The sequence below is a fragment of the Saccharopolyspora griseoalba genome, assembly GCF_042665275.1.
Lineage (GTDB): Bacteria > Actinomycetota > Actinomycetes > Mycobacteriales > Pseudonocardiaceae > Saccharopolyspora > Saccharopolyspora griseoalba.
Genome location: NZ_JBHTCJ010000001.1, coordinates 319,748 through 341,770 on the forward strand (window position 1 = coordinate 319,748; position 22,023 = coordinate 341,770).

The 22,023-nt window shown below is 70.1% G+C and carries 15 protein-coding genes; 8 read left to right on the forward strand and 7 right to left on the reverse strand.

What is annotated here, in order from left to right; genetic code table 11:
* The first annotated feature begins 93 nt into the window (after positions 1-93).
* Together ACFQRI_RS01490 and ACFQRI_RS01495 are read left to right on the forward strand one after the other, a co-directional pair.
* Positions 94-798 carry a TetR/AcrR family transcriptional regulator gene (locus ACFQRI_RS01490; protein WP_380663312.1) on the forward strand — a complete coding sequence of 235 codons (705 nt, stop codon included), beginning with the start codon at positions 94-96 and terminating at the stop codon, positions 796-798.
* A 132-nt stretch (positions 799-930) separates the two neighbouring features.
* Positions 931-2,157: a PAS domain S-box protein gene (locus ACFQRI_RS01495; RefSeq protein WP_380663314.1), complete on the forward strand. Its 1,227-nt coding sequence runs from the start codon at positions 931-933 to the stop codon at positions 2,155-2,157.
* Between the two features lie 16 nt (positions 2,158-2,173).
* Here ACFQRI_RS01495 and ACFQRI_RS01500 read toward each other — a convergent pair whose 3' ends face one another.
* Positions 2,174-3,523 carry a dihydrolipoyl dehydrogenase family protein gene (locus tag ACFQRI_RS01500; protein WP_380663316.1) on the reverse strand — a complete coding sequence of 450 codons (1,350 nt, stop codon included), beginning with the start codon at positions 3,521-3,523 and terminating at the stop codon, positions 2,174-2,176.
* Between the two features lie 77 nt (positions 3,524-3,600).
* Positions 3,601-4,539: an alpha/beta hydrolase gene (locus ACFQRI_RS01505; RefSeq protein WP_380663318.1), complete on the reverse strand. Its 939-nt coding sequence runs from the start codon at positions 4,537-4,539 to the stop codon at positions 3,601-3,603.
* Between the two features lie 346 nt (positions 4,540-4,885).
* On the opposite strand from ACFQRI_RS01505, the gene ACFQRI_RS01510 reads away from it, so the two are divergent.
* Together ACFQRI_RS01510 and ACFQRI_RS01515 are read left to right on the forward strand one after the other, a co-directional pair.
* Positions 4,886-6,766: a 2-oxoacid:acceptor oxidoreductase subunit alpha gene (locus ACFQRI_RS01510; RefSeq protein WP_380663321.1), complete on the forward strand. Its 1,881-nt coding sequence runs from the start codon at positions 4,886-4,888 to the stop codon at positions 6,764-6,766.
* On the forward strand, positions 6,763-7,824 hold the full coding sequence (locus tag ACFQRI_RS01515) for a 2-oxoacid:ferredoxin oxidoreductase subunit beta (protein WP_380663324.1): 1,062 nt from the start codon (positions 6,763-6,765) through the stop codon (positions 7,822-7,824). The genes ACFQRI_RS01510 and ACFQRI_RS01515 overlap by 4 nt, the downstream gene beginning before the upstream one ends.
* 84 nt (positions 7,825-7,908) lie before the next feature.
* Here the strand turns inward: ACFQRI_RS01515 and ACFQRI_RS01520 are convergent, their stop codons facing one another.
* From ACFQRI_RS01520 to ACFQRI_RS01540, 5 genes are all read right to left on the reverse strand, one after another.
* Positions 7,909-9,450, reverse strand: coding sequence for an acetolactate synthase large subunit (locus ACFQRI_RS01520; protein WP_380663327.1), 1,542 nt, complete (start codon positions 9,448-9,450; stop codon positions 7,909-7,911).
* 90 nt (positions 9,451-9,540) lie between these two features.
* Positions 9,541-10,380 carry an alpha/beta fold hydrolase gene (locus tag ACFQRI_RS01525; RefSeq protein ID WP_380663330.1) on the reverse strand — a complete coding sequence of 280 codons (840 nt, stop codon included), beginning with the start codon at positions 10,378-10,380 and terminating at the stop codon, positions 9,541-9,543.
* 90 nt (positions 10,381-10,470) lie between these two features.
* A complete protein-coding gene (locus ACFQRI_RS01530; protein WP_380663333.1) occupies positions 10,471-11,493 on the reverse strand; it encodes an aldose 1-epimerase family protein in 1,023 nt (340 codons plus the stop codon).
* A complete protein-coding gene (locus ACFQRI_RS01535; protein WP_380664561.1) occupies positions 11,490-13,262 on the reverse strand; it encodes a glycoside hydrolase family 2 protein in 1,773 nt (590 codons plus the stop codon). The genes ACFQRI_RS01530 and ACFQRI_RS01535 overlap by 4 nt, the downstream gene beginning before the upstream one ends.
* A 694-nt stretch (positions 13,263-13,956) precedes the next feature.
* A complete protein-coding gene (locus tag ACFQRI_RS01540) occupies positions 13,957-14,094 on the reverse strand; it encodes a hypothetical protein (protein WP_380663336.1) in 138 nt (45 codons plus the stop codon).
* A gap of 303 nt (positions 14,095-14,397) precedes the next feature.
* On the opposite strand from ACFQRI_RS01540, the gene ACFQRI_RS01545 reads away from it, so the two are divergent.
* From ACFQRI_RS01545 to metH, 4 genes are all read left to right on the forward strand, one after another.
* Positions 14,398-16,101, forward strand: a complete 1,704-nt coding sequence (locus tag ACFQRI_RS01545; protein ID WP_380663339.1) for a glycine/sarcosine N-methyltransferase — start codon at positions 14,398-14,400, stop codon at positions 16,099-16,101.
* Between the two features lie 75 nt (positions 16,102-16,176).
* Positions 16,177-17,379 (forward strand): methionine adenosyltransferase, encoded by a 1,203-nt coding sequence (gene metK / locus ACFQRI_RS01550; RefSeq protein WP_380663342.1) that lies wholly within the window; start codon positions 16,177-16,179, stop codon positions 17,377-17,379.
* Positions 17,380-17,463: 84 nt separating this feature from the next.
* Entirely contained in the window at positions 17,464-18,438 is a 975-nt protein-coding gene (locus ACFQRI_RS01555; protein WP_380663346.1) for a carbohydrate kinase family protein, read from the forward strand.
* Between the two features lie 18 nt (positions 18,439-18,456).
* On the forward strand, positions 18,457-22,023 hold the full coding sequence (gene metH, locus ACFQRI_RS01560) for a methionine synthase (RefSeq protein WP_380663349.1): 3,567 nt from the start codon (positions 18,457-18,459) through the stop codon (positions 22,021-22,023).

Consider the following 22,023-nt stretch of genomic DNA (forward strand, 5'->3'; position numbering starts at 1 on the left):
ATCTGGCCCGGGTGCTCCGGCGCGCCGCGGAGCGCCTCGTCCCGAAATCCTCCCCGGGCGCGACGACGACGCAGAGCGCGAGGATGGATCGCGATGACCGATCGGGAAAACCGGTCCGCGCAACTGCTCTGGGGCGGCAGGGAGCGCCCGGCTCGCGGACCGAAGCCGAGCCTGAGCGTCGACCGCATCGTGGCGGAGGGGATCGCTCTGGCCGACGGGGAAGGGCTCCCGGCGCTGTCCATGCAGCGGCTGGCCACCGAGCTCGGCGTCGGCACCATGTCGCTGTACCGCTACGTGCCGAGCAAGGACGATCTGATCGCGCTGATGCTCGACGCGGCCGTCGGTGCCCCGCCGCGGATCAGCGCTCGGGCGGGCTGGCGCAGCGCGATGGAGACCTGGGCGCGGAGCTGCGCCGAGGTGTTCGGGCGCCATCCGTGGGTGCTGTCGCTGGTGGCCCGGCCGCGCACGATGGGGCCCAACGAGGTCGCCTACGTCGAGGTGGCGCTCGCCGCGCTTTCCGGGACCGGGCTCAGCCCCGCGGAGAAGCTCAACACCGTGGTGCTGGTCAACGGGTTCGTGCGCGGCATCGCGCCGTTCGTGGCCACGGCGCGGGCCACCGAGCACACCATGATCGACACCGAGCTGATCGCCGAACTCGGTCGCGGGGAGGCCTATCCGAACGTCACCGAGGTGATGGGCGAGCTGGCCGAGCGGAAACCGCGCAAATCGGACAGCCCGTTCGAGTACGGGCTTCGGCGGATCCTCGACGGGGTCGCCGCGCGCGTCGACGCGCGCTGAGGCGCCTGCGCGCCAGCCCTCGGGGGAAACCAGGACTTTCGGTACGACGGGGCGCAGATCACCGCGAGCGCCGGGGGTAACGGGCACCAGGTCGGTGCGGAGGAGGCGGGATCCCGTTATGGTTCGGTTCTCATGTCCACCTCCGAGCCGAACAGCGCGGCCGACGTCCCCTGGGAGCGGATCTTCGACCAGGCGACCGCGGCCATGGCGATCGTCGACTTGCAGGGCCGCTACCTGTACGTCAACGAGGCGCTGTGCCGCATGCTCGGCTACCGCGTGGAGGATCTGAAGGGCGAGGACTACCGCGACTTCACCCACCCGGACGATGTGGACGACGACGGGCCGAGCGCTACGGCCGTGGCCAGGGAGAAGCGCTACGTTCGCTCCGACGGCAGCGTGATCTGGGCGCTGGTCGCGGTCTCGGCGATCCGGGACAGCCACGGCGAACCGATGTTCTACCTCTCCCAGATCCAGGACATCACCCAGCGGCGGGAAGCCGAACTGCTGTGGCGGCGCAGCTTCGCCAACGCCCCGATCGGCATGGCGCTGCTGGACCTCAAGGGCGGTTGGACCGAGGTCAACGACACGCTCTGCGAGATGCTCGGCTACTCCCGCGCGGAGATGCTGGCGATGTCCTTCGCCGACGTCACCTACGAGGACGACGAGGCGCAGGGCTCCAACGCGCTGGACGACCTGGCTTCCGGGCTCGTGGACAGCCTCAACATCGAGAAGCGCTACCGGCACAAGAAGGGCCACCCGATCTGGGTGCTCATCCGCGCCACCGCGGTGCCCGGGGCCGACGGCACCCCGGCGTTCGTGGTCAGCCAGTACGAGGACATCGGCGAGCGGCGGCTGGTCGACGCCCACCTGGCCCACCTGGCGCTGCACGACCCGCTCACCGGGCTGGCCAACCGGGCGCTGCTGTCCGACCGGCTCGAACAGGGGCTGTTCCAGATCGCCCGCGGTGACGGCGTGCTCGCCGTGGTCCTCGCCGACCTGGACCAGCTCAAACCCGCCAACGACCGCTACGGCCACGCCATCGGCGACCGCCTGCTCATCGCCGCGGCGGGCGAGCTGAAGAAGGCCGTGCGCGCCGGCGACACCGTCGCGCGCCTGGGCGGCGACGAGTTCGTGGTGGTCAGCGTGGTGGCCGACGCGGAGGCCGCGCAGGCGCTGCGCGAGCGGGTGGAGAGCCACCTCAACACCGAGGTCGTGCTCGACGACCTGACCGTTCCGCTGCGGGCCAGCGTGGGGTACGCGGTCAGCGGCGACCCGGGGGAGACCCAGGAATCGCTGCTGCACCAAGCGGACCAGAACATGTACGAGAACAAGTGGCACCGGCGCCGGTCGCGGCGCTGAGCGGGCCCAAGTCGCCTCACAGATCCGCCAGGGCGCTCTCGACGGCCCGGTGGAAGGTGGGGTAGGCGTAGATCTGCTGGCGCAGCAGGTCGACCGGCACCTCGGCGTGCACCGCCACCGCCAGCGCTCCGAGGATCTCGCCCGCGCCGGGGCCCACCACCGTGGCCCCCACCAGGACGTCGTGATCGGCGTCGGCGACCACCTTGATCAGGCCCTCGTTGCCGACCTTGTGGATGAAGCCCCGCGCGGAGTCCGCGATCCGCGTCGACGCGGTGCGCACGCGCAGCCCGGCGTCCGCGGCCTGCGCGGCGGTGCGGCCCACCGCGGCGACCTCCGGGTCGGTGAAGGTCACCGACGGCATCGCGCGGTAGTCGGCCGTCGGGCCGGGTTCGCCGAGGATGTCGGCGGCGGCCACGCGCGACTGGTAGACCGACGTGTGGGTGAACGCGCCCGTGCCGGTGACATCGCCGATGGCCCACACGCCGCGCGCCGCTCGCATCCGCTCGTCCACCTCGATGGTGCGCGCCCGCTCGTCGAGCCCCACCGCGCCCACTCCCAGCGCAGCCAGGTCGGTGCGCCGTCCGGTGGCCACCAGGAGCCGTTCCGCCTCGATCTCCTCGCCGCCGGCGGTCACCCGGAACACCCCGTCGTGGTCGACGCGCTCTGCGGGCGTGCCGGTCAGCACCGACGCGCCCTCGGCCGCGAGCCGCTCGGCGATGACCTCGGCGGCCTCGGGCTCGGCGGCGGGCAGCAGGTGCGGCTGGGCCTCCAGCACCGTCACCCGGGTGCCGAAGCGGGCGAAGACCTGCGCGAACTCCAAGCCGACGGGGCCACCGCCGAGCACGATCAGCGAACGCGGGGCGCGCTGCGCGCTCACCGCGTCGCGGTTGGTCCAGAACGGCGTTCCCGCCAGGCCCTCGATCGGCGGCACGTCGGGCTCGGTGCCGGGGTTGAGCACGATCGCGCGGGCGGCGCGCACGGTGCGTCCGTTGACCGAGACCTCACCGGGGGCGGTGATCCGGCCGGTGCCGCGCACGAGCCTGCCGCCGGTGCGCTCGAAGCGCTCCGCGGCGATGGTGTCGTCCCACCCGGTGGTGGCCTCGTCCCGGATGCGCGCGGCCACCGGGGCCCAGTCCGGCTCGACGGTCGCCGACCCGGCCAGCCGAGGGACCCGGCGCGCTTCGCCGAGCGCGTCGGCGGCCCGCACCATCATCTTGGTCGGAATGCAGGCGAAGTACGGGCACTCCCCGCCGACCAGCCGGGACTCGATGCCGACCACGGACAGCCCGGCCGTCGCCAGTCGAGCGCCCAGGTCCTCACCACCCGGCCCCAACCCGATGACCACCACGTCGACCTCGTCAGGCACTCGGACCACTCCATCCACCGAACGGATATCGCGGCCCCAGCGCACCACCGGTCACGCGGGTGCGCACCTCGGGAGCGTCACTCGAGCGCGGCGCGCAGCACCGCGTGCGCCTCGCTCATCGCCTCCCCGGCGACCGGCAGCAGCTCGGCGCCGCCCACGAAGCCGTGGAACAGGCCCTCGCAGTGCTGGGTGGAGGTGGGCACGCCGGCCTCGCGCAGCCGCTCGGCGTACTTCCGGCCCTCGTCGAGCAGCGGGTCCATGCCGACGGTGAGGACGTGCGCGGGCGGCAGCCCGGTGAGGTCGTCGGCGCGCAGCGGCGAGGCGTGCGGGTGGTCGCGCAGCTCGCGGTCGGGCGCGTACTGGTCCCAGAACCACATCATGTGCTGCCGGGTGAGCAGGCACTCCTCGGTGCTCTCCAGGTACGAGCGGGTGTCGAAGTCGTGATCGGTGACCGGGTAGACCAGCAGCTGGAACCTCAGCTGCGGGGTGCCCCGCTCGACGCAGAGCAGCGCGGTGACCGCTGCCAGGTTGCCGCCGGCGCTGTCCCCGGCGACAGCCAGCCTCGCCGGGTCGCCGCCCAGCGAGGCGGCGTGCTCGGCGGCCCAGACCGTGGCGGAGTAGGCGTCCTCGACGGCCGCCGGGTAGCGGTGCTCGGGTGCGAGCCGGTAGCCCACCGACACCACGATCGCGCCGACGCCGTTGGCCATCGCGCGGGCGACGCCGTCGTGGGTGTCCAGGTCGCCCAGCACCCAGCCGCCGCCGTGGAAGTAGACGACCACCGGCAGCGACGCCGCGGTGCGCCCGGCGGGCCGGTAGACCCGGATCGGCACCCGCACGCCCGCCGACCCGGGGATCTCGTGGTCCTCGACCGCGGCGACCTCCTGCCGGGGGCGCTCGACCGCTCCTTGGGCCTGGATCCGGCGCGCGGTGGCGGCATCGGTGACCCGACCGCCCACGTCCGGGAAGAACTCCCGGATCTGCGCGACGAACGGTTCGGCATCCGGATGCAACGGCATGGCGTGGTCCTCCTGCGGTCAACGGCTCGCCACAGATGTAATCCGACCGGACCACCCGGTGGATATCGGCCAGTTCAGCGAAGCTGCGCCCACATCGTGAGAAGCGAGGACCGTGTGGCAGATCACAGGTGTCTCGATTCCGCGGTCATGGCGCCCGCCCCGCCGCGAGGAGGACCATCGGTGGCGGCAGCGCCGTGCGCAGGTGATGTCCGGCCCAGGACCGGATGCCGCGCGGGATCTCGCACGGTGATCATCCGGTCCGTGCTCGTGATCGATGCGCAGGGCAGCCCTGTATCGTGCGCCACAGGACCAAACGTTGCCTGCGCGTGAAGGGGAACGGACCAAATTGGGCACCACGAACGGCCACCGGGCGAACGGGACCCGCAAGCTCAACCGGGTCGTGATTCGCTTCGCCGGCGACTCCGGTGACGGTATGCAGCTGACCGGTGATCGGTTCACGTCGGAGGCGGCCGCTTTCGGCAACGATCTGGCGACGCTGCCGAACTTCCCCGCCGAGATCCGCGCTCCCGCGGGCACGTTGCCCGGCGTCTCCAGCTTCCAGCTGCACTTCGCCGACTACGACATCCTCACCCCGGGCGACCGCCCGGACGTGCTGGTCGCGATGAACCCGGCGGCGATGAAGGCCAACCTCGGCGATCTCCCGCACGGTGGGACCTTGATCGTCAACACCGACGAGTTCTCCAAGCGCAACCTCTCCAAGGTCGGCTACGAGTCCAACCCGCTGGAGGACCCGGAGCTCGCCGAGCGCTACGCGGTGCACGAGGTCGCCATGGGCACCCTGACCCAGGGTGCGCTGGAGGAGACCGGCCTGGGCAAGAAGGACGCCGCGCGCTGCAAGAACATGTTCGCGCTCGGCCTGCTGTCCTGGATGTACCACCGGCCGACCGAGGGCACCGAGCAGTTCCTGCGCGAGAAGTTCGCGGGCAAGCCCGACATCGCCCAGGCCAACATCCTGGCCTTCCGCGCGGGCTGGAACTACGGCGAGACCACCGAGTCCTTCGCGGTGACCTACGAGGTCGCGCCCGCCAAGCTGCCCGAGGGCACCTACCGGCAGATCACCGGCAACACCGCCCTGGCCTACGGCATCGTGGCGGCCGGGCAGCGCAGCGGCCTGCCGGTCTTCCTGGGCACCTACCCGATCACCCCGGCCTCGGACGTGCTGCACGAGCTGGCCAAGCACAAGAACTTCGGGGTCACCACCTTCCAGGCCGAGGATGAGATCGCCGGCGTCGGCGCAGCGCTGGGCGCCTCCTTCGGCGGGGCGCTCGGCGTGACCACCACCTCCGGCCCCGGGCTGGCGCTGAAGTCCGAGACCATCGGCCTGGCGGTGGCGCTGGAGCTGCCGCTGCTGGTCTGCGACATCCAGCGCGGCGGGCCGTCGACCGGCCTGCCGACCAAGACCGAGCAAGCCGACCTGCTGCAGGCGCTGCACGGGCGCAACGGCGAGTCCCCGGTACCGGTGCTCGCGCCCCGCTCGCCCGCGGACTGCTTCGAGACCGCGCTGGACGCCGCGCGCATCTCGCTGACCTACCGCACGCCGGTGCTGCTGCTCTCGGACGGCGCGGTGGCGAACGGCTCCGAGCCCTGGTTGATCCCGGACGTCGAGACGCTGCCGGACCTGACCGTCGAGTTCGCCACCGAGCCCAACGCCCCGGACGGCTCCGGCGAGTTCTGGCCCTACGTGCGCGATCCCGAGACGCTGGCCCGCGAGTGGGCCATCCCCGGAACCCCCGGCCTGGAGCACCGGGTGGGCGGTCTGGAGAAGGCCGACGGCAAGGGCAACATCTCCTACGACCCGGACAACCACGACCACATGGTCCGGCTGCGGCAGCGCAAGATCGACGGCGTCGACGTCCCGGACATCACCGTGGACGACCCCTCCGGCGAGGCGAAGGTGCTGGTGCTGGGCTGGGGCTCGTCGTTCGGGCCGATCGGCGCGGCCTGCCGCCGGGTGCGCGCGCAGGGCAAGCGGATCGCCCAGGCCCACCTGCGCCACCTCAACCCGATGCCCGGCAACCTCGGCGAGGTCCTGCGCCGGTACGACCAGGTCATCGTGCCCGAGATGAACATGGGGCAGCTGGCCACGCTGCTGCGCGCCCGCTACCTGGTCGACGTGCGGTCCTACACCAAGGTCGCCGGGCTGCCCTTCCAGGCCGAAGAACTCCAGAACGTGCTGATCGACCTCATGCAGGGGGTGTCCGCGTGACCGCCACCGAGCTGGGAATGCCGGGCCTCGGCGGGCTCGCCGGGGTGCCGGCAGCCGAAGAGCCGCAGAAGGCCAAGGACTTCAAGTCCGACCAGGAGGTCCGCTGGTGCCCGGGCTGCGGCGACTACGTCGTGCTCAACGCCGTGCAGAGCTTCCTGCCGTCGCTGGGCCTCAAGCGCGAGAACATGGTGTTCGTCTCGGGCATCGGCTGCTCGTCGCGGTTCCCGTACTACATGAACACCTACGGGATGCACTCCATCCACGGCCGCGCCCCGGCCATCGCCACCGGCCTGGCCACCTCGCGCCCGGACCTGTCGGTGTGGGTGGTCACCGGTGACGGCGACGCGCTGTCCATCGGCGGCAACCACCTCATCCACGCGCTGCGGCGCAACGTGAACCTGAAGATCCTGCTGTTCAACAACCGGATCTACGGGCTGACCAAGGGGCAGTACTCGCCGACCAGCGAGCTGGGCAAGGTCACCAAGTCCACCCCGGTGGGGTCCCTGGACCACCCGTTCAACCCGGTGTCGCTGGCGCTGGGCGCGGAGGCCTCCTTCGTCGCGCGGGTCATCGATTCCGACCGCGCGGGGGTCACCGAGACGCTGCGCGCGGCCGCCGAGCACCGGGGCAGCGCGCTGGTGGAGATCTACCAGAACTGCCCGATCTTCAACGACGGCGCCTTCGACGTGCTCAAGGACGCCGAGGAGAAGGAGCGCCGGATCGTCGACCTCCGGCAGGGCGAGCCGATCACCTTCGGCCCGGAGGACGAGCGCTACGGCGTGGTGCAGGGCCCGGACGGCATGCGGGTGGCCAAGCTCTCCGAGGTCGACGAGTCCGACGTGGTGGTGCACGACGCCACTCGGGAGGACCCGTCCTACGCGTTCGCGCTGTCCCGGCTGGGCGGGCAGGAGCTCAACCCGGCGGTGACCGGGATCTTCCGCAGCACGGCCCGGCCGACCTACGACGACCAGGCGCGCGCCCAGGTCGCCGAAGCGGCCGAGGCCAAGCCCGCGGACCTGCAGAAGCTGCTCACCGGCAACGACACCTGGACCATCTGAGGGCGGTCGCACCGACCGTCGCGTTCGCGACGAGGGGTCCCCCGCGAGCTCGGCTCGCGGGGGACCCCTCGTTCGCCGAGGTCGCTAGAGCACCGCTTCGACGAGCGTCGGGCCGGGCTCGGCGTGGGCGCGGCGCAGCGCCTCGACGAGCTCCTCGGCGGTGGTGGCGCGGTGGGCCGGGACGCCGAAGCCCTGCGAGACGGCCACCCAGTCCACGATCGGGTTGCCGAGGCTGGTCATCCCGCTGGCCGCCAGGCCGGGCGCGTCGACCCCGGCGCGCTGCAGCTCGCCCTCCAGGATCCGGTAGCGCGAGTTGGCGCAGATGACCGTGGTGACGTCGAGGCCTTCGCGGGCCTGGGTCCACAACGCCTGCACGGTGTAGGCCGCGCTCCCGTCGGCCTGCAGGTTGATCACCGACCGGTCCGGGCAGGCGATCGCCGCGCCGGTGGCCACCGGCATGCCCATGCCGATCGCTCCGCCGGTCTGGGAGAGCTCGGTGTGCACCGGGGCCGAGGCGGCGACGGCCGGGTAGGCCGCGGCGGAGGAGACCCCCTCGTTGACCAGGATCGAGTTCTCGGGTTGGGTGCGCACGATCGCGGCGGCGAGCGCCTCGGCGTTCAGCCGCCCGGTGGGCTCGGGGACTTCCGGGCGATCGCTCGCCAGCGGTTCGGTGGCCGCGCTGTCGGTGGCCGCCGCCAGCGCCCGCAGCGCTCCCAGCACGTCGTCGTCCGGACCGGCCAGCTCGCGCACCCGCAGGACCTCCGGCAGCGGATGGCTGGGCATGCCCTTGTAGCCGAAGAAGGCCACCGGTTTGCGCGCCCCGATCAGGACGAGGTCGGAGAAGTCCTCCAGGACGGCGAAGACGTCCTCGGGGAAGTAGGGCAGCGTGTCGACCACCGGGACGCCGGGGCCGCGCTCGATCCGCGCGGCGCCCCGCTCGCACAGCAGCACGCCGCCGGCGTTGGCCGCGATCCGCGCCGCCACGCGCACGCCCTCGGGGTCGAGCGCGTCGTCGCCGAGCAGGAACGCCGGTCGGCGCCCGGCCGCGACGACCTTGGCCACCTCGGCCACCCGCTGCTCGTCGACCGCGGGTCGCGGCTCGATCGCCGGCAGCTGCGTCGGCTCGCCGCCCTGGCTCCACATGTGGTCGGCGGCGGTGATCAGCGTCGAGGGCAGTCGCTGCTGCAGCGCGGCCGCCCAGGCCGTCGCGAACTCGCCCGAAGCCGCCTGCGCCGAGGTGGTCCGCACCACCCGTCCCGAGACCGGCCGGGCCAGCGATTCGATGTCGCTGGCCAGCGGGGCGTCGGCGGGCTGGTGCCAGGAGGCGTGGTCGCCGATGACGTTGATCACCGGGGTGCGCGCGCGACGCGCGTTGTGCAGGTTGGCGATCCCGTTGGCCAGACCGGGCCCCAGGTGCATCAGCGTCATCGCGGGCGCACCGCTCATCCGGCCGTAGCCGTCGGCGGCACCCGTCACCACGCCCTCGGACAGCGCCAGCACCGAGCGCGGTGCTCGCACCTGGTCGAACGCCTCCACGAGGTCGATCTCGGTGGTGCCGGGATTGGCGAAGCACACCTCGATCCCGGCCGTCACCGCGGTTTCCAGCAGGCTTTCGGAACCCTTCACCGCAAAGCTCCCTCCGAGCGGATCAAGCCTCATGCTCACTGCCCGCACGCGCCGGGGCAAGCGCGGGACGGGTCGCGGCCCCGAAGACGATCACTCCTGGTGCGCCACCAGGTGGCGGAGCAGCAGCCGGTTGAGCGAATCCGGAGCCTCCTCCGGGATCCAGTGCGTGACGTCCTGCAGCATCTCGAAGGTGTAGGGACCGGTGACGTGCTGCTCGGTGGCCATCGCCGCGGCCGAACCGACCGCCACGTCCTCGGTGCTCCACACGTACAGGGTCGGCACCTTCACCGGCCCGATCTCCGGGTTGTGCTTCATCGCGCGGTACCAGTTCAGCGCCGCGGTGAGCGCGCCCGGCTCGGTGAGCCGCCGCACGTAGTCGTCGAGGTGGTGGTCCGGGACCCCGCCGGGCCGGTAGATCGCGCGCAGCTTGCGCGCGTCGTCGGCCAGCAGCGTCTTCTCCGCCGTCGAGGCGCGCAGGGCCTGCATGTAGGCCGAGCGCTGCTGCTGGTCCTCGTCCTCGCGGATGACCTTCGTGAAGGCGTCCACGTGCGGGATCGACACCGCCGTGAGGGTGCGCACGCGGTCGGGGTGCGCGGCCGCGACCGCCCAGGCCACCGCGGCGCCCCAGTCGTGGCCGACCAGGTCGAAGCGCTGCCAGCCGAAGTGCTCGGCGATGGCCAGCACGTCGCCGACCAGCTCGTCCATCTTGTAGTCGGCGACGTTCTGCGGGCGCACGCCGGGGGAGTAGCCGCGCTGGTCGGGCGCGACCGCGAAGCACTCGGCGCCCCCGAGCACCGCCAGCTGCTCGCTCCACTCCACGGCCGCCTCGGGGAAGCCGTGCAGCAGCAGCACCGGGCGTCCGTCTTCGGGACCGGAGGTCAGCGCGTCGAAGTTCCCGGCGGGGGTCGGGATCTGGATGTACTCGGCCACGAGCCCAACCTTAGTGCCGCCGATCGCTCGGCGACTCCACCCGCCGGAGGAAACGGCGGGACGGTGGTGTCCCGCCGCCCCGCCGCGGTGCTACTCGGCGATGCGCCAGCCGTAGGAACCGGTGCGGCTCTGGCCGGGGGACAGGACGATCGTGCCGTCACCGGTGACGAACGCGTTCGGCGCGCAGGTCATCGGCTCCACCGTGATGCCCTGGCGGCCGGGTCGGTCGGCCTCGGGCGAGTCGTCGGTGTAGCACTGCAGGTACGCGTGCGTCTCGTCCACCCACAGCTCGACGGCGACGTCCGGGCGCTCGAACCGCACCACCGCCTCACCACCGGAGTGCGCCAGCCCGGTGAACGCGGTGTCCATCCGGGTGGTGCCGAGGCGCCGCGCGGTGCGGAAGTCGTACTCGGTGCCCGCCACCGGCGCGGTGCCGGTCGGGATGAGGCGGTCGTCGACCACGTAGTAGGTGTCGGCCGGGATGGTCAGGACGATGTCGTCGATCTTCCCGGTGGGCCCGGCTGCCAGGTAGGCGTGGTTGGCGGTGCCGAACGGCGCGGCGGTCGGACCGATGTTGGTCGCGGTCAGCGTGCTGCGAACGCCGCGGTCGTCCACCGCGAACTCGATCTCGAACGACAGGTGGAACGGGTAGCCGTAGGTCGGTGGCAGCACGTACGACAGCACCACCGAACCGGGGGTGCGGCGGACCGGCTGCCACTCCACGAAGCTCATCAGCCCGTGCAGCGCGGCCTCCCGGTCCGGTTCGTTGATCGGGACCTGCAGCTCCTGGCCCTCGAAGTCGTAGGCGCCCTGGCCGATCCGGTTCGGCCACGGCAGGATCGTCTTGCCCCGGTAGCCCTCGCCCACCTCGTCGGGGGAGTGGGTCAGCAGCATCTCCTCGCCGTCGACCGTCCAGGACAGCAGCGTCGCCGCGACCCCGGCGATCACCGCCCTGTTCCGGCCGACGCCGATCTCGTAGAGCCGGCCGTGGGCCGTCGGCGGCCCCAGCGGCGGTGCGGGTCGAGCGGTCGCCGTCCTGGCGGTGGCCGCGGTCGCGGCGGTGGCGCCCGCGGCCGACAGCAGCGCGGTTCGTCTGCTCAACTTCCGGTTCATCGATCTCCTCCTGGGGTTCCCGCCTCGATCGCGGCGAGGTTGTCGGCCCGGACCTGGGCCGCGTCGGGTTTGACGATCCGCCGGTCGTAGGTCAGCAGGCCGTTGACCTCGTTCTCCACGTCGGTGGTCTGGGTGTAGATCGCCGCCGAGAGCCCCCGCTCCCGGATGATGCGGGACAGCTCGGCGCTGACCTCGCCGTAGCGCCGGGTGAGCTGCTCGCGGCTGTCGGTCATCTCGTAGGCGCTGGGCTCGCCCGGCCAGACGTGGCCCTCCTCGACCAGCCCGAGGCCGCCGTACTCGCCGTCCGCGGTCGCCCGTTCGTCGGTGATCTCCGGCGCACCGGGGCCGACGTAGGTGTGATCGTCGTAGATGTCGCCGGCGCCGCTGTCGGGCAGCGAGTAGCAGCAGTTCACGCCGCTGGAGACGTCGATCAGCCTGGTGGGGTCGGTGCGCCGCACCAGGTCGGCGACCGCGGCGGTGTCGAACTCGCCCCAGCCCTCGTTGAACGGCACCCAGGCGACCACCGATGGCGAGTTGCGGTGCTGCTCGATCATGTCGACCAGCTCGGCGCGGAAGTTCTCCCGCGCCTCGGCGGCGGGCGGCGGGTTCTCCCCCGGCGGGACGTCCAGGTCGATCGGCAGCGAGGGCATGTCCTGCCAGACCAGCAGACCGAGCTTGTCGGCGTGGTAGTACCAGCGCTGCGGCTCGACCTTGACGTGCTTGCGGACCATGTTGAAGCCGAGATCCTTGGTCGCTTCGAGGTCGTAGCGCAGCGCGGCGTCGGTGGGAGCGGTGTAGATGCCGTCCGGCCAGTAGCCCTGGTCCAGCGGTCCGTGCTGGAAGAGGATCTCGCCGTTGAGGGCCAGCCGCGGCCTGCCCTGCTCGTCGGCGACCTTCTGCACGGTGCGCAACCCGGTGTAGCTGCCGACCTCGTCGATCACCGAGCCGTCCGGGCCTAGCAGCCGGACCCGCAGGTCGTAGAGGTGCGGATCGTCCGGGGTCCACAGGTGCGGGTTCGGCACCTCCACCCGGAGCGGCGCGCCCGGCGCGCCGGTTGCGCGTGCGACCTCGGTGCCCCGCCCGTCGCGGACGCTGACCTGCACGGCGCTGCCGCCGGTGGTCTCCGCCGAGAAGTCGAAGCCGGTGAGGTCCGGGGTGATCCGCAGGTCCTCGACGTGCGCCTCGGGGACCGGCTCGATCCACGCGGTCTGCCAGATGCCGGACGCGCCGGTGTAGAGGATCCCGCCGGGGTCGTTGCGCTGCTTTCCCACCGGGTGCGGGGCGTTCTCGTTGGCGTCGTGCACGGCCACCGAGACGTGCTGCCGCGCGCCGGGCACCAGGGCGTCGGTGATGTCGGCGGAGAACGAGGTGTAGCCGCCCTCGTGCACGGCCACCCGCTCACCGTTGACCGACACCTCGGCGCGCTGGTCGACGGCGCCGAAGTGCAGCAGCAGCCGCTGGCCGTCCCAGTCCGGCGGCACGGTGAAGGTGCGCTCGTAGAGCATGTGGTCGTCGTGGCGCTGGATCCCGGACAGCCCGCTCTCCGGTGGGTAGGGCACCAGGATCCGCTCGGAGGTCGAACCGGGTGGCTCGGCGCCACCCGCGTAGTCCCACAGCCCGTTGAGGTTGAGCCAGCGGTCGCGGGTGAGCTGCGGTCGGGGGTACTCGGGGAGCGCGTTGTCCGGACCGACCTCGTCGGTCCAGGGCGTGGTCAGCGGTGGCTGCTCGGCTCGCCAGTCCTCGGCGGGCGCCGCCGAGGAGGTGGGCATCCCGGAGGCGGTGACGAGCACGACGGTGGCCAGTGTTGCGGGCAAGTTCATCTTGTCCTCCTGCACGCCGGTGAATCCGAGAGAAAATCACCAGTAATCAACAACAGTGACCAAGACCGCACGGAAGGTCAACACGGCGGCGGCAGGGTCGGTGGAACGGAGCAACGCTCGGAGCTCTCGGGGGCCGGTGCGGCGGTGGCCCGGCGCCCGCGCGGACGCCGGGGGCCGGAGCCCCGCGCGGGAGTCAAGGCAGATGTGAGCCTCGCCCCCGTGCGAAGAATTCGCTCGCCGATCTTCGGAAATGCACGACGGCCGGGGCGGCGGGGTGATCCAGATCCCCGCGCCGTTCGGCTCGGGGAGCGCTCGCGGTGGCGCCCGCGGCGCGGTGGTGTCCCGCGATCCGGACCCGCGGTTGGCCCGATCCGGAGGCTCCGGGAGCGGCCGACGGGGTGGCGCCGAGATCCATTTCCGCCGGTCAGTGCCTGAATCGGTGCGGCTGGATCGGTTCGGCTTCGAGCCAGTGGCACCGCTGATTGACTGATTTCTTGGAAATGGGTATGGCGTCGCGGGGGCGGAGACCGTAACATCCGACTTCCGCTCTTCGATGCAACGGTTGGGAGGGCGGAAAAGTCAACCGCCGCACCCGGCAATCCAAGGGATTTTCGTCGATTCCGACGGTTGTGCAATTCGCATCTCATATGATATAAGCGCGCGCGAGCGTACCCTCGCCGGTGACATAATGCATCTGCGCGATCGTTACCTTCCGCTGAAAATAGTCGAATAATCCCAGGTAGCGGCGCATTTTTTCACCCAGGGTGACAATGCGAATCACGCAATCATCGCATTGCGGTGATTAGTGTCACACGTTTGTACGCTTGATTCGCGATCTCTTTCGCCTAGGTTGGTTAAGCGACGCACGGAAATGCGTCGCGCCGGTTGGCAAGGAGGCCAGCTGAGTGTGATCGGCGTGGTGCCGCGGCCTTGAGCGTTTCTCGGCTGCCCGCGCCGGTCTGAGGTGTTGCCTTTTTTCGCAGTGGCGACCCGCACGGCCGCGAGTCACATGCTCGGGGCACGGATTTGCGCATGCCTGGAGTTTGTGGGTGGCGCATGACCAACGTGAGTGGTGGGAGTGAAAATGGCCAAGAGCGTGGACGACCTGGCTTCTGGTGGGAGCTCTGGGTCGGCGGATACCGCTGATCTCGTGGCTCGGGAAGAGCAGGTCTTCGGCGAAAATCCGTTGGAGGTCCGCGAGTCCGACCACTACACCCACGAGTACGTCGGTGGATTCGTGGAGAAGTGGGACGATCTGATCGACTGGAAGAAGCGCTACGAGTCCGAGGGCTCGTTCTTCGTCGACCAGCTCAAGGCTCGTGGAGTCAAGTCCGTCCTGGACGTGGCCACCGGCACCGGGTTCCACTCGGTGCGGCTGCTCGAGGAGGGCTTCGAGACGGTGTCGGCCGACGGCAGCCCCCAGATGCTGGCCAAGGCCTTCGAGAACGGCCTGGAGTACGGCGGGCACATCCTGCGCGTCGTCCACGCCGACTGGCGCTGGCTGAATCGTGACGTGCACGGCGAGTACGACGCGATCATCTGCCTGGGTAACTCGTTTACCCACCTGTTCTCCGAGCGGGACCGCCGGAAAACGCTGGCCGAGTTCTACGCGATGCTCAAGCACGACGGTGTTCTGATCATCGACCAGCGGAATTACGATTCCATTCTGGACGAGGGCTTCTCCTCGAAGCACACCTATTACTACGCTGGTGAGGACGTTTCGGCGGAGCCGGATTACGTGGACGAGGGCCTGGCCCGATTCAAGTACACGTTCCCGGACAAGTCCGAATTCTTCCTGAACATGTACCCGCTGCGGAAGAACTACACCCGCCGGCTGCTGCGCGAGGTGGGCTTCCAGCGGATCGACACCTACGGGGACTTCCAGGCCACCTTCAAGGACGGTGAGCCGGACTTCTACATCCACGTGGCGGAGAAGAAGTACATCGAGGACGACGACCTGTCGGACACCTACTCCTCGGCCGTCCACACCGCTCGGGACTACTACAACTCCGAGGACGCGGACAACTTCTACTACCACGTCTGGGGCGGCAACGACATCCACGTCGGCCTCTACGAGACCCCGGAGCAGGACATCGACACCGCCTCGCGGCGGACCGTCGAGCGGATGGCCTCCAAGCTGGAGATCACCCCGGAGACCCGGATCCTCGACATCGGTGCCGGTTACGGCGGTGCGGCGCGCTACCTGGCCAAGACCTACGGCTGCAAGGTCGCCTGCCTGAACCTCTCCGAGGTGGAGAACCGGCGCAACGTCGAGTTCAACCGGGCCGAGGGCCTGGACGACCTCATCGAGGTCAAGGACGGTTCCTTCGAGGACATCCCGTTCCAGGACAACGCCTTCGACGTCGTGTGGTCCCAGGACGCGATCCTGCACTCCGGCGACCGACCGCGGGTCCTCGAGGAGGTCGCCCGGGTGCTCAGCGCCGGCGGCTCGTTCCTGTTCACCGACCCGATGGCCGCGGACTCCGCCAAGAAGGACGACCTCGGCCCGATCCTGGACCGGCTGAACCTGGACAGCATGGGCTCGCCGGGCTTCTACCGCCGCGAGCTGGCCCGCCTGGGCCTGCAGAACTTCGAGTTCGACGACCTGACCGAGTACCTGGCCATGCACTACGGCCGGGTGCTGCAGGAGCTGGAAGCCCACGAGGGCGAACTGGCGGACAAGATCAGCGACGAGTACCGGAACAAGATGAAGACCGGTCTCCGCAACTGGGTCAACGGCGGTAAGGCGGGCAACCTCGCCTGGGGCATCATCCACGCCCGGTCCTGACGAACCCGGATATCACCCGCCATTACCGAATACGCAAGGATCAACACCGCATAAGCAGTGAGGTGAGGAGCAGTCGTGAGTGAGATCAACCGCCGGTTGTTCACCAGTGAGTCGGTGACCGAGGGCCACCCGGACAAGATTTGCGACGCGATCAGCGACTCGATCCTGGACGCCATGCTCGCCCAGGACCCGAAGTCCCGCGTGGCGGTGGAGACCATGGTGACCACCGGCCAGGTTCACGTCGCCGGTGAGGTCACCACGAAGGCCAACGTCGACGTGCCGAGCCTGGTCCGGGAGAAGATCCTGGAGATCGGTTACGACTCCTCGGAGAAGGGCTTCGACGGCGCGTCCTGCGGCATCAGCGTGTCCATCGGCAAGCAGTCGCCGGACATCGCCCAGGGCGTCGACGAGGCGCACGAGAAGCGCGTCGAGGGCAGCGAGGACGAGATCGCCAAGCAGGGCGCCGGCGACCAGGGCCTCATGTTCGGCTACGCCTGCAACGACACCGACGAGCTGGCGCCGCTGCCGATCACCCTGGCGCACCGGATGTCCCGCCGGCTGACCAACGTGCGCAAGGACGGCACGCTGCCGTACCTGCGCGCCGACGGCAAGACCCAGGTCACCGCCGAGTACGCCGGTGACAAGGCCGTCCGCCTGGACACCGTCGTCCTGTCCACCCAGCACGCCGAGGACATCGACCTCGAGGGCCAGCTGATGGGCGACATCCAGAAGCACGTGATCACCCCGGAGATCGAGCGCGCCGGCATCGACGCGGACGACGCCCGGGTGCTGATCAACCCGACCGGCCGCTTCGTCGTGGGTGGTCCCATGGGCGACGCCGGTCTGACCGGCCGCAAGATCATCGTCGACACCTACGGCGGCATGGCCCGCCACGGCGGTGGCGCCTTCTCGGGCAAGGACCCGTCGAAGGTGGACCGCTCGGCCGCCTACGCCACGCGCTGGGTCGCCAAGAACGCCGTCGCCGCCGGCCTTGCCGACCGCATCGAGGTCCAGGTCGCCTACGCGATCGGCAAGGCCGCCCCGGTCGGCCTGTTCGTGGAGACCTTCGGCACCGAGAACGTCGACCCGGTCAAGATCCAGGCCGCGATCAACGAGGTCTTCGACCTCCGCCCGGGCGCGCTCGTGCGTGACCTGGACCTCCTTCGGCCGCTGTACGCCCCGACCGCTGCTTACGGTCACTTCGGGCGCAGCGACGTCGACCTGCCGTGGGAGCGCACCGACCGCGCCGAGGCCCTCAAGGCCGCGGCCGGGCTGTAAGCACAACCGACACGAAGCTGTCGCAGGCTGCGGGGCGCGATGCGCTCGTGCCCCGCAGCCTGCCCTGGCGAAGGAGTAAATTCAGTGCGGATTGCGGTGACCGGTTCGATCGCCACCGACCATCTGATGTCCTACCCCGGTAGGATCAGCGACCAGCTCGTCGCCGACCGGCTCGACCAGGTGTCCCTGTCGTTCCTGGTCGACGAGCTGGACGTGCGTCGCGGCGGCATCGCCGCCAACATCACCTTCGGGCTGGGCAAGCTCGGGGTGACCTCGACGCTGGTCGGCGCCGTCGGCAAGGACTTCGACGAGTACGCCGCGTGGCTCTCCCGCCACGGCGTGGACACCAAGTCGGTTCACGTGTCCGAGACCAAGCACACCGCTCGGTTCCTGTGCACCACCGACACCGACCACAACCAGATCGCCTCGTTCTACCCGGGCGCCATGTCCGAGGCCCGCGAGATCGAGCTCAAGCCGATCGCCGACAAGCTCGGCGGGCTCGACATCGTGGTCATCTCGGCCAACGATCCCGAGGGCATGATCCGGCACACCCAGGAGTGCCGGGACCGCGGCTACAAGTTCCTCGCCGACCCCGGTCAGCAGCTGGCTCGGATGGAGGGCGAGGACATCCGTAAGCTGGTGGAAGGTGCCGAGTACCTGTTCACCAACGAGTACGAGAGCGGTCTGCTGCTGCAGTCCACCGGCTGGACCAAGGACGAGGTCCTCGACCGCGTGGGCAAGTGGGTGACCTCCCTCGGCCCGAAGGGCGTGCAGGTTGAAGCCAAGGGTGCGCAGACCCTGGTGATCGAGCCGCCTAAGGAAAAGCAGAAGGGCGACCCGACCGGTGTCGGCGACGCGTTGCGCGCGGGCTTCCTGGCCGGCCAGTCCCACGGCCTCAGCCTCGAGCGATCGCTGCAGCTGGGCTGCACGCTGGCCACCGTGTCGCTGGAGACCGACGGCCCCCAGGAGTACGACTTCGACAAGGAGTCCTTCCTGGCTCGCATCGCAGAGGCCTACGGCGAAGAAGCGGTCGCCGAGGTCAAGCCGGTTCTGCGCTGACGAACGGGGAGTAGCGGCATGTCAGACGGGCACAACGATCCCAGCGGCTTTCTCAAGGCCATCGACGAGCGGGTCATCGTCGCCGATGGTGGTATGGGGACGGCGTTGCAGGCCTACGACCTCAGCCTGGACGACTTCTCCAACCTCGAGGGCTGCAACGAGATCCTCAACGTGACCCGGCCCGACGTGGTTTCCTCGATCTACCGGGGCTACCTCGAGGCGGGCTCGGACGCGATCGAGACCAACACCTTCGGGGCGAACTGGGCCAACCTGGCCGAGTACGACATCCCGGAGCGCATCCAGGAACTCGCCGAGGTGGGTTCCCGACTGGCGCGCGAAGCGGCCGACGAGTTCTCCACCCCGGACCGCAAGCGGTTCGTGCTGGGCTCGATGGGGCCGGGCACCAAGCTGCCCACCCTGGGCCACGCGCCGTACACGCAGCTGCGCGACGCCTACTACGAGCAGGCCAAGGGCATGCTCGACGGCGGCATCGACGTGTTCCTGGTGGAGACCTCCCAGGACCTGCTGCAGACCAAGGCCTCCATCGTCGCGGCCAAGCGCGCGATGGAAGAGCGCGGTTTGAGGCTTCCGATCATCGCGCAGGTGACGGTGGAGACCACCGGCACCATGCTGGTCGGCTCGGAGATCGGCGCGGCGCTGACCGCGCTGGAGCCCCTGGGCATCGACCTGATCGGGATGAACTGCGCGACCGGTCCCGCGGAGATGAGCGAGCACCTGCGGGTGCTGGCGGAGAACTCCCGGGTGCCGATCTCGGTGATGCCCAACGCCGGTCTTCCGGAGCTGGGCCCCAACGGCGCGGTGTACCCGCTGCAGCCCGACGAGCTGGCCGAGGCCCTCACCGGCTTCGTCCGCGAGTTCGGCGCGCGGGTGGTCGGTGGCTGCTGCGGCACCACCACCGAGCACGTCCGCGCCGTGGCCGAGGCGGTCGGCGGCACCCCGCCGACCCCGCGCACGCCCGAGGTCATCCCGTCGATCTCGTCGGTCTACCAGGCGGTCCCGTTCGAGCAGGACGCCTCGATCCTCAACGTCGGCGAGCGGACCAACGCCAACGGCTCGAAGGCGTTCCGCGAGGCGATGCTCGAGGAGCGCTACGAGGACTGCGTCGAGATCGCCAAGGCCCAGACCCGCGAGGGCGCGCACATGCTCGACCTGTGCGTGGACTACGTGGGCCGGGACGGCACCAAGGACATGCGGGAGCTGGCCTCCCGGCTGGCCACCGCCTCCACGTTGCCGATCATGGTGGACTCCACCGAGCCGGACGTCATCGAGGCCGGCCTGGAGCACCTCGGCGGCCGGTGCGCGGTCAACTCGGTGAACTACGAGGACGGCGTCGAGCCCGGCGGGCGTTACGACCGGGTCATGTCCATGATCCGCGAGCACGGTGCCACCGTCGTCGTGACCTGCATCGACGAGGAGGGCCAGGCCCGGACCAAGGACTGGAAGCTGCGGGTCGCCGAGCGGGCGATCGAGGACCTCACGACCAATTGGGGTCTCGAGGAGTCCGCGATCATCATCGACTGCCTGGTCTTCCCGATCACGACCGGTCAGGAAGAGGTCCGCAGGGACGGCATCGAGACGATCGAGGCCATCAAGGAGCTCAAGCGCAAGCACCCCGAGGTGCAGACCACGCTGGGCCTGTCCAACGTGTCGTTCGGCCTGAACCCGGCCGCGCGCCAGGTGCTCAACTCGGTGTTCCTCAACGAGTGCCGGGAAGCCGGGCTGGACTCGGCGATCGTGAACTCCTCCAAGATCCTGCCGATGAACAAGATCGAGGAGGAGCACCGCCAGGTCGCGCTGGACCTGGTCTACGACCGCCGCGACGGCGAGTACGACCCGCTGCAGAAGCTCATGCAGCTCTTCGAGGGTCAGACCGCCAAGTCCAGCAGTGCCTCGCGCGCCGAGGAGCTGGCCAAGCTGCCGCTGTTCGAGCGCCTGCAGAAGCGCATCATCGACGGTGAGCGCAACGGCCTCGAGGACGACCTCGAAGCCGGCATGCAGGAGAAGGCGCCGCTGGCGATCATCAACGAGGACCTGCTCGGCGGCATGAAGGTCGTCGGCGACCTGTTCGGCTCGGGTCAGATGCAGCTGCCGTTCGTGCTGCAGTCGGCCGAGGTGATGAAGGCCGCCGTGGCCCACCTCGAACCGCACATGGAGAAGGACGACTCCGGCGGCAAGGGCAAGCTGCTGCTGGCCACGGTCAAGGGCGATGTCCACGACATCGGCAAGAACCTGGTCGACATCATCGTGTCCAACAACGGCTACGACGTGGTCAACATCGGCATCAAGCAGCCGATCAACGCCATCATCGAGGCCGCCGAGGAGCACAAGGTCGACGCCATCGGCATGTCCGGCCTGCTGGTGAAGTCGACCGTGATCATGAAGGAGAACCTCGAGGAGATGAACTCCCGGGGCCTCTCCGAGAAGTACCCGGTGATGCTGGGCGGCGCGGCGCTGACCCGCTCCTTCGTGGAGCAGGACCTCGACGAGGTCTACGAGGGCGACGTCCGCTACGCCAAGGACGCCTTCGAGGGCCTCAACCTGATGGACCGCCTGATGGCCATCAAGCGCGGGGACTCCCCGGAGGAGGACGCCGCCGAGGAGGCCAAGAAGGCCGAGCGCAAGGAGCGGCGCGCCCGCTCGCAGCGCATCGCCGAGAAGCGCAAGGCCGAGGCAGGCGAGGAACCGGGCTACGACGACACCACGCGGTCCGACGTGGCCGCCGACGTCGAGGTCCCGACCCCGCCGTTCTGGGGTTCGAAGGTGGTCAAGGGCGTCGCGGTCGCCGACTACCTGCAGCTGCTCGACGAGCGCGCGACGTTCTTCGGGCAGTGGGGCCTGCGCGGCTCCAAGAAGGGCGAGGGACCGTCCTACGAGGAGCTGGTCGAGTCCGAGGGCCGGCCGCGGCTGCGCCACTGGGTCGACGAGCTGTCCACGCAGGGCATCCTGCAGCACGCGGCGGTCGTCTACGGCTACTTCCCGTGCGTCACCGAGGGCAACGACCTCGTGGTGCTCGACAAGGAGGAGCCCGACGCCCAGGAGCGGCACCGGTTCTTCTTCCCGAGGCAGAAGCGGGACCGCCGGCTGTGCCTGGCGGACTTCTTCCGCACCCGGGAGCAGGCCGAGAAGACCGGTCAGGTCGACGTGCTGCCGATCCAGCTGGTGACCATGGGTCAGCCGATCGCCGACTACGCCAACGAGCTGTTCGCCAAGAACGCCTACCGGGACTACCTGGAGGTGCACGGCATGGGCGTGCAGCTCACCGAGGCGCTGGCCGAGTACTGGCACCGCCGGGTCCGGCGCGAGCTGCTGTGGTCCAGCGGCGGCAACGTGGCCCAGGAGGACCCCGAGGACGTCCGGGAGTTCTTCAAGCTCGGTTACCGGGGCGCGCGCTACTCCTTCGGGTACGGCGCCTGCCCGGAGATCGAGGACCGGGCCAAGCTGGTCGACCTGCTGGAAGCCGAGCGCATCGGTGTCGTGCTCTCCGAGGAGTTCCAGCTCCACCCGGAGCAGTCCACCGACGCGATCATCGCCCACCACCCCGAGGCGAAGTACTTCAACACCTGA